At 66.4% G+C, this 13,742-nt stretch carries 11 protein-coding genes and 1 pseudogene; 10 read left to right on the top strand and 2 right to left on the bottom strand.

The genetic code is table 11. From position 1 onward, the window contains the following. Positions 1–275 precede the first annotated feature (275 nt). The 5 genes and pseudogenes from H7J93_RS13195 to narI all read left to right on the top strand — a co-directional run. Entirely contained in the window at positions 276–1,460 is a 1,185-nt protein-coding gene (locus H7J93_RS13195; protein ID WP_267306998.1) for a nitrate/nitrite transporter, read from the top strand. After that, positions 1,457–5,143: a nitrate reductase subunit alpha gene (locus H7J93_RS13190; RefSeq protein ID WP_267306716.1), complete on the top strand. Its 3,687-nt coding sequence runs from the start codon at positions 1,457–1,459 to the stop codon at positions 5,141–5,143. The genes H7J93_RS13195 and H7J93_RS13190 overlap by 4 nt, the downstream gene beginning before the upstream one ends. Beyond that, positions 5,140–6,786, top strand: a complete 1,647-nt coding sequence (gene narH, locus H7J93_RS13185) for a nitrate reductase subunit beta (RefSeq protein WP_267306715.1) — start codon at positions 5,140–5,142, stop codon at positions 6,784–6,786. Before H7J93_RS13190 ends, narH begins: the two co-directional genes overlap by 4 nt. Further along, positions 6,783–7,418 carry a nitrate reductase molybdenum cofactor assembly chaperone gene (gene narJ, locus H7J93_RS13180; RefSeq protein ID WP_267306714.1) on the top strand — a complete coding sequence of 212 codons (636 nt, stop codon included), beginning with the start codon at positions 6,783–6,785 and terminating at the stop codon, positions 7,416–7,418. The genes narH and narJ overlap by 4 nt, the downstream gene beginning before the upstream one ends. 14 nt (positions 7,419–7,432) lie before the next feature. After that, positions 7,433–8,167, top strand: a pseudogene (narI, locus tag H7J93_RS13175) (respiratory nitrate reductase subunit gamma); the annotation flags it as partial. Between the two features lie 9 nt (positions 8,168–8,176). Here the strand turns inward: narI and H7J93_RS13170 are convergent. Then, positions 8,177–8,593 carry a group III truncated hemoglobin gene (locus H7J93_RS13170; protein ID WP_267306712.1) on the bottom strand — a complete coding sequence of 139 codons (417 nt, stop codon included), beginning with the start codon at positions 8,591–8,593 and terminating at the stop codon, positions 8,177–8,179. A gap of 46 nt (positions 8,594–8,639) precedes the next feature. Here H7J93_RS13170 and H7J93_RS13165 point away from each other — a divergent pair, with 46 nt between their 5' ends. From H7J93_RS13165 to H7J93_RS13145, 5 genes are all read left to right on the top strand, one after another. Next, complete coding sequence (locus H7J93_RS13165) at positions 8,640–9,314, top strand: helix-turn-helix transcriptional regulator (RefSeq protein ID WP_267306711.1); 675 nt, start codon at positions 8,640–8,642, stop codon at positions 9,312–9,314. Then, positions 9,311–9,736 carry a hypothetical protein gene (locus H7J93_RS13160; RefSeq protein ID WP_267306710.1) on the top strand — a complete coding sequence of 142 codons (426 nt, stop codon included), beginning with the start codon at positions 9,311–9,313 and terminating at the stop codon, positions 9,734–9,736. Before H7J93_RS13165 ends, H7J93_RS13160 begins: the two co-directional genes overlap by 4 nt. 48 nt (positions 9,737–9,784) lie before the next feature. Continuing rightward, positions 9,785–10,207 (top strand): pyridoxamine 5'-phosphate oxidase family protein, encoded by a 423-nt coding sequence (locus H7J93_RS13155; protein ID WP_267306709.1) that lies wholly within the window; start codon positions 9,785–9,787, stop codon positions 10,205–10,207. 71 nt (positions 10,208–10,278) lie between these two features. Next, positions 10,279–11,688, top strand: a complete 1,410-nt coding sequence (locus tag H7J93_RS13150; RefSeq protein WP_267306708.1) for a WS/DGAT/MGAT family O-acyltransferase — start codon at positions 10,279–10,281, stop codon at positions 11,686–11,688. A 5-nt stretch (positions 11,689–11,693) separates the two neighbouring features. Beyond that, positions 11,694–12,134 (top strand): pyridoxamine 5'-phosphate oxidase family protein, encoded by a 441-nt coding sequence (locus H7J93_RS13145; RefSeq protein ID WP_267306707.1) that lies wholly within the window; start codon positions 11,694–11,696, stop codon positions 12,132–12,134. Between the two features lie 10 nt (positions 12,135–12,144). Here the strand turns inward: H7J93_RS13145 and H7J93_RS13140 are convergent, their stop codons facing one another. After that, a complete protein-coding gene (locus H7J93_RS13140) occupies positions 12,145–13,692 on the bottom strand; it encodes an ATP-dependent DNA ligase (protein WP_267306706.1) in 1,548 nt (515 codons plus the stop codon). Positions 13,693–13,742 lie beyond the last annotated feature (50 nt).

Below are 13,742 nucleotides of genomic sequence, written 5' to 3'. Positions count from 1 at the left end.
GATCTTTTCATCGCTCCTAGAGCGGGGTGTCAAAACGAGGGCATTGGGCTGTCCGCGTGTCACCAGGGGACCGTTGGGCTTTGCGGTGCGTCACCATTGCGTGGGTATCGGCAATTCTCGTGCGGGCCCGAGCGCGGCTCCTGTTTGCTGCATTGCTGCTGCGGTTGTGCTTCGGCGGCAACAGTTTCCGTGAAAGCCGCACCGCGTTAGCTGCCGGGTGGTTTTCTGGGAACGTGAACACGGCGACCACGCCGGACACCAGCACCAGCAGAGGTTTGAATCTGGTGTTGGCGACGTGGGTGTCGGCCATCAACTTCTGGGCCTGGAACATGATCGGGCCCCTTTCCACCACCTATGCCGGCGACCTGTCGTTGAGCAGTACCGAGGCGTCGATGCTGGTTGCCACACCGATCCTGGTCGGATCGCTGGGGCGCATCGTCATCGGATCGCTGACTGACCGGTTCGGTGGCCGGACCATGTTCATCGCGGTGTCCGTGGCGTCCATCGTGCCGGTACTTGCGGTGGGCGCCGCAGGAGCGGCGGGCTCATACCCGTTCCTGCTGGTATGCGGTTTTTTCCTCGGTATCGCCGGGACGATCTTCGCGGTCGGCATCCCGTTCGCCAACAGCTGGTATGAGGCCTCGCGCCGCGGGTTCGCGACCGGAGTCTTCGGGATGGGGATGGTCGGGACGGCGCTCTCGGCGTTCTTCACGCCGCGCTTTGTGCGGTGGTTCGGCCTCTTCACCACCCATGTCATCGTCGCGATCGCGCTGGCGCTGACCGCGGTGGCGTGCGTGCTGGTGATGCGTAATTCGCCGAACTTCACCCCGAACACCGACCGTGTGGTGCCCAAGCTGGTCGTCGCCGCGAAACTTCCGGTCACGTGGGAGATGTCGTTCCTCTATGCGGTGGTGTTCGGCGGATTCGTCGCGTTCAGCAACTATCTGCCCACCTACATCAAGACGATCTACGGCTTCAGCGCGGTCGACGCAGGCGCGCGTACGGCAGGTTTCGCCTTGGCCGCGGTGTTGGCCCGTCCGGTCGGTGGGGCACTGGCCGACAGGATCGCGCCCAAGTACGTCGTGCTGGCATCCTTCGCCGGCACCGCGGTGATGGCATTCGTCGCGGTGTTCCAACCGCCACCGGACGTCTGGTCGGCGGCCACGTTCATCACGTTGGCGATCTTCCTCGGAATCGGTACCGGCGGCGTCTTCGCATGGGTGGCGCGTCGGTCACCCGCGCAGTCGGTGGGCTCGGTGACCGGAATCGTGGCCGCGGCGGGCGGGCTCGGCGGTTACTTCCCGCCGCTGGTGATGGGTGCGAGCTACGACTCGGTCGACAACGACTACACCGTCGGCCTACTTCTTCTGGTCGCCACCGCCGCGATCGCGTTCGCGTACACGGCTTTGCGGCTGCACGCGCACGAGCCCTACCCTCAACGCAGTAAGGACCCGCCATGACGCAGGCGCCGCGCACCGGTGGGCCGATCGAGGAACTGCTCGAACGCAGCGGGCGGTTCTTCACGCCCGGCGAGTTCTCCGATGACCTGCGCACCGTCACCCGGCGCGGCGGGCGTGAGGGCGACGTCTTCTACCGCGACCGCTGGAGCCACGACAAGGTGGTGCGCTCCACGCACGGGGTGAACTGCACCGGATCGTGCTCGTGGAAGATCTACGTCAAGGACGGCATCATCACCTGGGAGACCCAGGAAACCGACTACCCGTCGGTCGGGGCCGACCGGCCCGAGTACGAACCCCGCGGCTGTCCGCGCGGCGCCGCGTTCTCCTGGTACACCTACTCGCCGACGCGGGTGCGCTACCCGTATGCCCGCGGCGTTCTGGTCGAGATGTATCGCGAAGCCAAGGCCCGCGTCGGCGATCCGGTGCTGGCGTGGGCGGACATCCAGGCGGACCCCGAGCGTCGCCGCCGATACCAGCGCGCCCGAGGCAAGGGCGGGCTGGTGCGCGTGACGTGGGCCGAGGCGACGGAGATGATCGCCGCCGCCCACGTGCACACCATCAAGACGTACGGCCCCGACCGGATCGCCGGATTCTCGCCCATACCGGCCATGTCGATGGTCAGCCACGCGGCGGGTTCGCGGTTCGTCGAACTGGTCGGTGGGGCGATGACGTCGTTCTACGACTGGTACGCCGACCTGCCGGTGGCCTCACCGCAGGTGTTCGGCGACCAGACCGACGTGCCGGAGTCGGGGGACTGGTGGGACGCCGCGTACTTGATGATGTGGGGATCCAACGTCCCGGTCACCCGCACACCGGATGCACACTGGATGGCCGAGGTGCGCTACCGCGGCACCAAAGTCGTCAGCGTCAGCCCCGACTACGCCGACAACACGAAGTTCGCCGACGAGTGGATGCCGTGCGCGGCCGGCACCGACGGTGCGCTCGCCATGGCGATGGGCCATGTCATCCTCACCGAATGCTTTGTGCGTCAACGTGTCCCGTACTTCGTCGACTACGCGCGCAAGTTCACCGACCTGCCGTTCCTGGTGAAGCTGGAGGAACGGGACGGGGCGCTGGTGCCCGGAAAGAACCTCACCGCCGCCGATCTCGGCCAGGACGTCGAGAACGCCGCCTTCAAACCAGCCATCCTCGACGGTGCGACGGGCACGGTCGCGGTGCCGCAGGGCTCGCTGGGCTTCCGCTTCGGCGACGGCGGGGTCGGCCAGTGGAACCTCGACCTCGAGGATCTGGTGCCTTCGTTGACGGTGGCCGCCGATATCGGTGAGTCCGCGCTGATCCGGTTGCCGCGCTTCGACACCGTCGACGGGCACGGCGAAGTCCTGGAGCGCGGTGTGCCCGTGCGCCGGGTCGGCGAGCACCTGGTGTGCACCGTGTTCGACCTGATGCTCGCGCAGTACGGGGTGGCTCGGCCCGGGTTGCCGGGTGACTGGCCCACCGGCTACGACGACGCCGAGGTCCCATCCACGCCTGCCTGGCAGGAACCGATCACCGGCGTCGCCGCTTCGCAGGCCATCCGCGTGGCCAGAGAGTTCGCCCGCAACGCCGAAGACACCAACGGCCGGTCGATGATCATCATGGGCGCCGGGATCTGCCAGTGGTTCCACGGCGACGCCACCTACCGCGCGGTGCTGGCTCTGCTGCTGCTGACCGGGTCGATGGGCCGAAACGGCGGCGGCTGGGCACATTACGTCGGGCAGGAGAAATGCCGGCCGATCACCGGCTGGGCGACACTGGCGATGGGCACCGACTGGTCGCGCCCGCCCCGGCAGATGGCAGGCACGTCCTACTGGTATGTGCACACCGACCAGTGGCGCTACGACGGGTATCGCGCCGACACGCTCGCCAGCCCGCTCGGCCGGGGCCGCTTCGCCGGTAAACACACCATGGACGTGCTGGCATCGGCCGCCGCGATGGGGTGGTCGCCGTTCTTCCCCCAATTCGACCGCTCGAGCCTCGACGTCGCCGACGATGCGCTGGCCGCGGGCCATGACAAATCCGAGATCCCGCGCTACGTGGCCGCACAACTCGCCAGCGGCGCACTGAAGCTGGCCGTCACCGATCCCGACAATCCGTCGAACTGGCCGCGCGTACTGAATGTCTGGCGGGCCAACCTGCTCGGCTCGTCGAGCAAGGGCAACGAGTACTTCCTGCGCCATCTGCTCGGCACCACCTCCAACGTGCAGGCCCAGCCCGGCGAGTTGCGGGCGCGCGACGTCACGTACACCGACGAGATTCCGGAGGGCAAGCTCGACCTGTTGATGTCGATCGACTTCCGGATGACGTCGACGACGCTGCTGTCGGATGTGGTGCTGCCCGCCGCGACCTGGTACGAGAAGGCCGACCTGTCGAGCACGGACATGCACCCGTATGTCCATGCCTTCAGCCCGGCGATCGACCCGCCGTGGGAAACCCGCTCGGACTACGAGGCATTCGGGGCGATCGCCAGGGCGTTCAGCGCGCTGGCCGCCAAACACCTCGGGACCCGTACCGACGTGGTGCTCGGCACGCTGCAGCACGACACCCCCGGCGCGATGGCGTATCCCGGTGGCACCGAGCATGACTGGCGCACCACGGGCGAGACCCCGATCCCCGGCAAGACCATGGGTCCGATCGCGGTGGTGGAGCGCGACTACGCGGCGATAGCCGAAAAATGGGTCACACTCGGCCCGCTCGTCGACAGTCTTGGCGTCACCACCAAGGGCATCACGACCCATCCGAATGCCGAAGTGAGTGAGTTGGCAGCCAAGTTCGGTGTGATGGATTCCGGTGCGGCACAGGGTCGCCCGGCCATGACCTCCGCGGAACGGATGGCCGACGTGATCCTCGCACTGTCCGGTACGTCCAACGGCCGACTCGCCGTCGAGGGGTTCCGGGAGCTGGAGCGGCGGACGGGCCGCAAGTTGGTGCACCTGGCCGAGGGCAGTGAGGAACGCCGCATCACCTACGCCGACACGCAGGCGCGTCCGGTGCCGGTGATCACCAGCCCGGAGTGGTCGGGCAGCGAGACCGGCGGCCGCCGCTACGCCCCGTTCACGGTGAACATCGAGGAACTCAAACCGTTCCACACCCTGACAGGGCGGATGCACTTCTACGTCGACCACGACTGGCTGGAGGAACTGGGCGAACAACTGCCCATCTACCGGCCGCCGTTGGACATGTCCCGGCTGTTCGGTGAGCCCGCGGTCGGTGCTGCCGACGGCATCGGTCTCACGGTGCGCTACCTGACCCCGCATTCGAAGTGGTCCATCCACTCCGAGTATCAGGACAACCTGTTCATGCTGTCGCTGTCCCGCGGTGGTCCGGTTATGTGGATGAGTCCGGCCGATGCGGCGAAAATCCAAGTCAACGACAACGATTGGGTCGAGGCCGTCAACCGCAACGGCGTGGTGGTGTGCCGCGCGGCCGTCAGTCACCGGATGCCCGACGGTGTGGTCTTCGTGTACCACGCCATGGAGCGCACCATCGACGTGCCACTCACCGAGACCACGGGAACCCGCGGCGGAATTCACAATTCGCTGACTCGGTTGCTGATCAAGCCCAGCCATCTCGCCGGCGGCTACGCGCAGCATTCCTTCGCGTTCAACTACCTCGGTCCGACCGGTAACCAGCGCGACGAGGTGACGGTGGTGCGCCGTCGCTCCCAGGAGGTGACGTACCGGTGAGAGTCATGGCGCAGATGGCGATGGTGATGAACCTCGACAAGTGCATCGGCTGCCATACCTGCTCGGTGACTTGCAAGCAGGCGTGGACCAACAGGTCGGGTACCGAGTACGTGTGGTTCAACAACGTCGAAACCCGTCCGGGTCAGGGATATCCGCGTACCTACGAGGACCAGGAACGCTGGCACGGGGGATGGCGTCTGGACGGCCGGGGTCGGTTGCGATTGCGCGACGGTGGCCGACTGTCGAAACTGTTCCGGATCTTCGCCAACCCCAAATTGCCCTCCATCGACGACTACTACGAACCCTGGACGTACGACTACGAGAACCTGACCGCCGCACCACTCGGCGATCAGATGCCTGTGGCGCCACCGCGCAGCCTGATCACCGGCAAGCCGATGAAGGTCTCCTGGTCGGCCAACTGGGACGACGACCTCGCGGGATCACCCGAAATCGTGCCCGGCGACCCGGTTTTGGCGAAGGTCAGCGAGGAGGTCAAGCTGCAGCTGGAACAGACGTTCATGTTCTACCTGCCGCGGATCTGTGAGCACTGCCTGAATCCGTCGTGCGTGGCGTCGTGTCCCTCTGGCGCGATGTACAAGCGCAGCGAGGACGGCATCGTGCTTGTCGACCAGGATCGCTGCCGCGGCTGGCGGATGTGCGTGTCCGGCTGCCCGTACAAGAAGGTGTACTTCAACCACAAGACCGGTAAGGCCGAGAAGTGCACGCTCTGTTACCCGCGTATCGAGGTTGGGCTGCCCACGGTGTGTTCGGAAACCTGCGTCGGTCGGCTGCGCTACCTGGGTCTGGTGCTCTATGACGTCGACCGCGTGCTCGAGGCGGCCTCGGTGGAAGACGAGAAGGACCTGTACGAGGCGCAACGTCGGATCCTGCTCGACCCCACCGATCCACAGGTCATCGCCGGTGCGCGGGCGGAGGGCATCTCCGACGAGTGGATCGAGGCCGCACAGCGGTCGCCGGTGTACGCCCTGATCAACACGTATCAGGTTGCGCTGCCGCTGCATCCGGAGTTCCGCACGGTGCCGATGGTGTGGTACATCCCGCCGCTGTCGCCGATCGTCGACGCCGTCAGCCGTGACGGCCACGACGGCGAGGATGTCGGCAACCTGTTCGGCGCGCTGGACGCGCTGCGGATCCCGATGGAGTACCTGGCCGGACTGTTCACCGCTGGGGACACCGGCGTCGTGGAGGGTGTGCTGCGGCGGTTGGCGGCGATGCGTTCGTACATGCGTGACGTCAACCTCGGCCGTGAAACCCAGCCGCACATCCCGGCAGCGGTCGGGATGACCGAAGAGCAGATCTACTCGATGTACCGGCTGCTCGCCTTGGCGAAATACGATGAGCGGTACGTGATTCCGACCGCATATATCGCGGAGGGCAGGCGTCTCGAGGAGACCAGCTGTTCGTTGTCCTTCGAGGGCGGACCCGGGATGTACGAGTCAGGCCCGTTCGGTGAGGCCAGCGGGGGACCGGTGCCGGTGGCGGTGGAGACCTTCCACGCGTTGCAACACCGGCAGAGCCAGGAGGGGATGGCCGCCAATTCCGAGAACCCGTCGCGGGTGAATCTGCTCAACTGGGACGGCAGGGGAGTGCCGTCAGGAATGTTCCCGGGTGGGAAGTCGTGAAACGGCGCGATCGGGAGCTACAGGACCGCCTGGTGTGGCAGACGGCGTCACTGTTGTTGGCATACCCCGACGGGCAGCAGGACCGTCGACTCGACACCGTCGACCGGCTGCGGGAACACATCACAGGGCCGGCCTCCGCACTGCTCGCGGAAACCGTCGAGGTGCTGCGGGGTTGGCGGCCGACCCAGGCGGCAACCCACTACGTCGAGATATTCGACCTGCGCCGACGCTCGACGATGTTGTTGACCTACTGGACCGCGGGGGATACCCGCAACCGCGGTGCGCAGATGTTGGCGTTCTCACAGACCTACCGCGCCGCCGGCGTCCAGCCCCCGAAAGGCGAAGCGCCAGATCATCTTCCGGTGGTGCTGGAGTTCGCCGCCACCGTCGACCCGCAGGGTGGACGACGTCTGTTGGCTGAGCATCGCGTCCCGATCGATGTGTTGCGGCATGCGCTTGTCGATGCCGCATCGCCGTACGCGCCCACCGTCACCGCGGTGAGTTCGACGTTGCCCGCTGTCGGGCAACACGACGCCCGACGACTGCTGCACGCCGGGCCGCCCTCCGAAGCGGTTGGCCTGCAACCCTTTCAGTTGACCGTGCCACCGCGCCGGGCGGAAGGAGACCACTGACCATGTCCGGGTGGGAGATCTTCTGGGACGTGGTGCCGTACGTGACGCTCGCGATCGTCGCCGTCGGCACCTGGTGGCGCTACCGGTACGACAAGTTCGGCTGGACCACCCGGTCGTCCCAGCTCTACGAGTCGCGGCTGCTGCGGATCGGCAGCCCGCTGTTCCATTTCGGGATGCTGGTGGTCATCGTCGGCCACATCATCGGTTTGGTGATTCCCGAGTCCTGGACGAACGCGATCATGAGCGACCACGTGTACCACCTGCAGGCGGTGATTCTCGGCGGGATCGCCGGGATCGCCACGCTGACCGGAATCGCACTGCTCATCTATCGCCGCCGGACCACGGGCCCGGTGTTCATGGCGACCACCGTCAACGACAAGGTGATGTACCTCGTGCTGGTGCTGGCGATCATCGCCGGGTTCAGCTGCACACTGATCGGCGCGACGCCGGAGGGCGCCGAGCACGACTACCGCGAAACGGTGTCACCCTGGTTCCGCTCGATCTGGGTGCTTCAGCCGCGGGGCGATCTGATGGTCCAGGCGCCGCTGTACTTCCACATTCACGTGATGATTGCGCTTGTGCTGTTCTGCATCTGGCCGTTCACCCGGTTGGTGCACGTGTTCAGCGCCCCGATCGGGTACCTGTTCCGGCCCTACATCGTGTACCGCAGTCGGGAGGTGCCCACCGGCAGGGGGCACAAGAAAGACGCTGAGATGGTGGGCTCCCATCCCCGGCGTCCAGGTTGGTGAATCGAATGGTCAGCTGACGGCCAACGCGTCGATCTCACCGGCGTCGGCGCCCCTCAGGCGGCGGTGCATGGCCCTGGCGATCCGGCCGGCCTGAAGCTTCGCACGCTCGGCCGCGGCACCCGCGTACATCTCGTCCACGGTAGCCTCCCAGATCGCCAGCCAGCGGGCGAAGTGCCTGGCGTACAACGGATGTCGACTGTCGAGCTGCCGATGTACCACCAGCGCGTTGCCGCGGTAGAGCCCGGCCCGGAACAGAACCGTCTCCCAGAAGTCACACATCACCGGGATATGCGATTCCAGCCCCGTTGCGCGCAACTCGCTGAACGGTTCGGCCAGCACATCGTCTGCGAACACTCGACCGTAGAAGCGCCGCAACAGTACCTCGACGTCATCGCGGTCGGTCAGGTCGCGGGCAGGTTCACTCATCACAACCCCTTGGTTTTTACAAGAGCGGTTGTATAAACTCTAGCGTATGCCGAGGACGCAGACCGTGAGCTCCGCGTCACAGCCGGCCGGTCGTCGCGAGGACGTGCTGGCGGTGTTGAGGCGTGCGGACGACGCCATGACCATCGTGGATGTCGCCGAACAGCTTGGAGTGCACGCCAACACGGTCCGATTCCATCTGGAAGCCCTGATCGCGGACGGCAGGGTCGAGCGCGTCGAACCGTACCACAAGCGTCAGGGCCGTCCGCCGCTGATGTATCGCGCAGTTCGCGGCATGGACCCCGGTGGCGCACGTCAATACCGGTTGCTCGCCGAGATCCTGACGCTCGGTCTGGCCGGTGAAGACGACGCAAGTGCCAAGGCGCTCGAAGCCGGGCGTGCCTGGGCGGAGCGGGTGACGCGCCCGGGCCCGAAGGCGATCGGCACCCGGACGTCGGTCAATCGGCTCATCGGCCTGCTCGACGATCTCGGGTTCGCGCCACAGCGGCTGGACGCCGACGGCGAGACCCGGGTCGGTCTACGCCATTGCCCGTTCCTGGAACTGGCCGAGGACCGGCGGTCCGTCGTCTGTCCGATCCACCTGGGTCTCATGCAGGGCGCACTGAAGACGTGGCGTGCGCCCGTCACGGTCGACAGGCTGGAGCCGTTCGTCGAGCCCGACCTGTGTCTGGCCCACGTCACCGTCGAGAGGTCGCAATCATGAGCGCGGGGTTCGCCGTCGCAACCGCACTGACTTATGTCTGGCTCGGGATGGTGTTGGCAATCTCGTTTCTCGAGGCGCCGCTGAAGTTCCGGGCTCCCGGGGTCACACTGCAGATCGGGTTGGGCATCGGCCGGCTGGTCTTTCGGGCGCTCAACACCACCGAAGTGGTGCTGGCCGTTGGAATCGCCGTCGCCGTGGTGCTGAGCCATCCACGCGTCGGCGTCATCGTCGCACTGGCCGTCGCCGCCGCGGCTCTGATCGCCCAACTGGTCGGAGTGCGACCGCTTTTGACGCGCCGCTCCGATGCGGTGCTGGCCGGTGAGAATGGCCCTCGTTCCCGTGTGCACTACGTGTACGTCGGCCTCGAAGCCGTGAAGGTGGTCGCGCTCATCGTGGGCGGAATTCTCCTGCTGTCCAGCTGAATCCGCGCTAGTTGTGCCCATATCGGAAGCTTCGATCCCTAGACTGCGTTGATGGCCAGTGAACCGATGAACGTCCTGTCGGCGGACGAGAGTTGGAACCTGCTGTCGAGTAGGTCGCTGGGTCGGCTGGTCATCTGCGTCGAGGGCTGGCCGGAGGTCTTTCCGGTCAACTACGTCGTGCAGCGCAGGACTGTGCTGTTTCGTACCGCGGACTTCGCCAGCAAGCTGTTCGCGCTCGTGATGAACGCCCGGGTGGTGTTCGAAGCCGATGACTACAACGTGTCGGAAGGCTGGAGCGTCATCGTCAAGGGTTTTGCTCATGTGCTGCACTCCAACGCCGAGATCGAGGAAGCGCAGCGCGCGCAACTGATGCCGTGGACGGCTGGGCGCAAGCCCCGATTCGTCCGGGTGGATCCGAGGGAAATCAGCGGTCGGCGCTTCCGTTTCGGACCTTCAGTCGATGTCGACTGACCGGCCAACATCTGCCAACGAAGGGACCTTTGCCCCTGCCGCAGGGCGCCGAAAAGGCCCACAGTGGTCTCATGGAGCAATTGACGACGCTCGACGCGGGGTTCCTGCAGGCTGAGGACTCCGACCGCCATGTCAGCCTCGCGATCGGTGCCGTCGCGGTACTCGCCGGACCGATGCCCGATTTCGAGTCGCTGACCGCAACCATCGGCGAGCGCGTGTTGTCAGTACCGAGGTTCACGCAGATCCTGCAGACGCAGCCGCTGGACCTCGGCGCTCCAACGTGGGTCGAGGACGGCGAGCTCGACATCTCCCATCACATTCGGCGGGCGGCGCTACCGGGTCCTGGGGACGACGCGACCCTGTGGCGTTGGGTCGCCGACGTTATGGAGCGCCGTCTCGACCGCGACCGACCGTTGTGGGAATGCTGGATCGCCGACGGCTTGTCGCACAACCGGTGGGCGATCCTGATGAAGGTCCACCATTGCATCGCAGACGGTATCGCAGCCAGCCAACTGCTTTCCCGGATCTGTGACGGCGGGGCCGTCGAGACGTTTGCGACCGAAATCCGTGGGGCGCAGCGGTCGAAACGCGGACCGCGGCTGCCGGCGCTGTCGCTCAACCCGGTCGACTGGATCGCTGGAGCATGGCGCACATCGCTGAGCGTGACGACCGCCGCCGCGCACGCGCTGCAGGGGGCGGCCGAGCTCGCAGGCGGTCTGCTACGGCCTGCCGCGCCGTCCTCACTGACCGGGCCGCTGACCAGTATGCGGCGGTACGCCTCGGTCGAGGTCTCGCTCGAAGACGTCGACAAAATCTGCGCCGGCTTCGGGGTGACCGTCAATGACGTTGCGCTGACGGCGATCACGGACAGTTACCGCACGATGTTGCTGCGTCGGGGCGAGCTGCCCCGACCGGACTCATTGCGCACACTGGTGCCGGTTTCGGTGCGCTCGGCCGACGCCGCGGACGAGACGGACAACCGCGTCTCCGTCATGCTGCCGTGCCTTCCCGTCGAGAAGGCCGATCCTGTCTCGCAACTGCAAGCCGTGCACTCGCGCCTCATGCGTACGAAGGCCAGCGGACAACGCCAAGCGGGGAACATCTTCGTATCCGCGGCGAAGGCGATCCCGTTCCCGTTGACGGCCTGGACGGTGCGGACGTTGACCCGGCTGCCGCAGCGCGGCGTCGTCACGTTGGCGACGAATGTGCCGGGTCCGCGAAAGCGCCTCTACATCAAGGGTCGAGAAGTCATTCGGCTGCTGCCGATACCGCCGCTGGCGATGAGTCTGCGTACCGGCATCGCGATCATGAGCTACGCAGACCATCTCGCGTTCGGCATCATCGGCGACTATGACGCGGCGCCCGACGTGGATGAGTTAGCGTGCGGAATAGAGCGCGCGATCGCCCGTTTGACGGCCGTCAGCGGCGGACACTGGCGCTCCACGCCCATGGGGACGCTCGCACTGGTACGAGGGAGTTGACGACCATGCCGAACACCAAGGAACTCGATGTCCTCAACCGCCGCCAGTGTCTGGACCTCCTGCAACAGGTTCGCGTAGGCCGACTCGTCTTCACCGAGGACGCACTTCCTGCAGTGCAGCCGGTCAACTTCCGGTTGTGGCACGACGACATCGTGATCCGAGTCGCCGGCGGGCCGAAGCTCGATGCGGCCACCGACAACCAGGTCGTCGCGTTCGAAGCCGATGAACTCGATCCGGACCTTCGCACCGGGTGGAGTGTCACGGTGGTCGGGCATGCGCAGCGGATCACCGACGTCGACGATTTGGTACAGGTCTCAGGAACTTTCGTGGAGCCGTGGGTTGAGGGCCGGCGTGATCACTTCGTGCGGATTCGGACCGAGAAGATCACGGGCCGCCGATTCCGCGAACGGGGTCTGCCGCACTACGGGAGTGACGCAGGCAGCTAGCACACGTGGGTCAGCCACCGCGCTGGTAAAGGGCGCGAACGGTGTCGATGGTGTCGGCCTCGGCCGGGCTCTTGTCGTCGCGGTACCGCAGCACCCGCGCGAATCGCAGTGCCATCCCGCCGGGGTAGCGCGTCGACGTCTGCACACCGTCGAGCGCGATCTCGACCACCTGTTCAGGCCGTACCTTGACGACGTAGCCGTCGGTCGCGCCGTCGGCCAGTTCGGTGAACCGGGCGGTCTGCCAATCCAGCATGGCGTCGGTCATCCCCTTGAACGTCTTCCCGAGCATGATGAATTCGCCTGACTCCGGATCCCTGGCGCCGAGGTGGATGTTGGACAGCTTGCCGGTACGCCGACCAGACCCCCACTCGACGGCCAGCACCACCAGGTCGAGAGTGTGCACGGGCTTGACCTTGAGCCAGCCCGCGCCGCGGCGGCCCGCCTCATAAGGTGCCGTCGTCGATTTCGCCATCACACCTTCGTGGCCGGCCGCCAGCGTGATGTCGAGAAAGTTCTGCGCGGCGTCCGAGTCGTCGGTGATGAGCCGGTCGACCCGATGCAGCTCCGGCACCACCGAGTCAAGGACCGCGATGCGCTCGCTGGTCGGCAGGTCGAGCAGGTCGGTGCCGTCGAGATGGAGAAGGTCGAACACGAACACCGACAACGGCTGGGCAGTTCTGGCCGCATCGATGTCGACGGAGCGTCCGAAGCGGGACGCGGTGACTTGGAACCGATGTGGTCGGCCGTCGGGGCGCAGTGCTATCGCTTCGGCGTCGGCGATCAAGTCGGTGACCGGAAGCGCCAGCGTCGCATCGACCACCTCCGGCAGTCGCGCGGTGACGTCGTCGAGGCTGCGGGTGTAAACCGAGACCGAGTCGCCCGACCGGTGGATCTGCACCCGTGCGCCGTCCAACTTCGCCTCGAAAACCGTTGTGCCGCCGATCCGTTCGAGTGCCTCGGCGACACCGCTGGCGGTTTGCGCAAGCATCGGACCGACGGGTCGGCCGACCGCGAGGGTGAATTGCTCCAGCGCGGGTTCGCCTCCGGTGAGGGCGGCCGCAGCGACCGCAGGCAGGGCGCCGCCGAGCATGGCTGCGCGCCGCACCGCCGCAGCGGGGACATCGGCGGCCTTGGCGACCGCGTCGGCCATCACGCCTATCAGCGCGCCCTGCCGGAGCTCACCGCTGAGCAGGCGCCGCAGGAAGGTCTGCTCTTCCTCGGTGGCCTGACGGAACAGTCCGGCCACCAACTCCGCGCGCCGCGCCTGCGATCCCTTGCCCGCGACCGCGCCGATCTCACTGAACCGGGCGTCGACGTCGAGGACCGTGAGTGACGGCTCCGCCGCCGCAGGGGGTAACGACCGCAGCGCGGCCCAGCCGACGCCGATCTGACGTTGGGGTAGCTCACCCGACAGCCACGACACGACCACCGCCACGAGGTTCGGGTCATCCGCCGCACCGGCCCGGCGCAGGAGTTCGGCGATCCTGGCGATCTTCTTCAGTCGAGCCGAGGTGGCGCCGACCTCGGTCGAGGTGGTGGCGACGTCAAGTAACTGCACGTGATCAGCCTGGCACGGGCGTCAGACATGTTCGAGAAGCTCAGCGAGTA

The organism is Mycobacterium barrassiae, from assembly GCF_025822765.1.
Taxonomy (GTDB): domain Bacteria; phylum Actinomycetota; class Actinomycetes; order Mycobacteriales; family Mycobacteriaceae; genus Mycobacterium; species Mycobacterium barrassiae.
The sequence above is the reverse complement of the archived record's forward strand: the minus strand, read 5'-3'. Positions and strand labels throughout refer to the sequence as shown.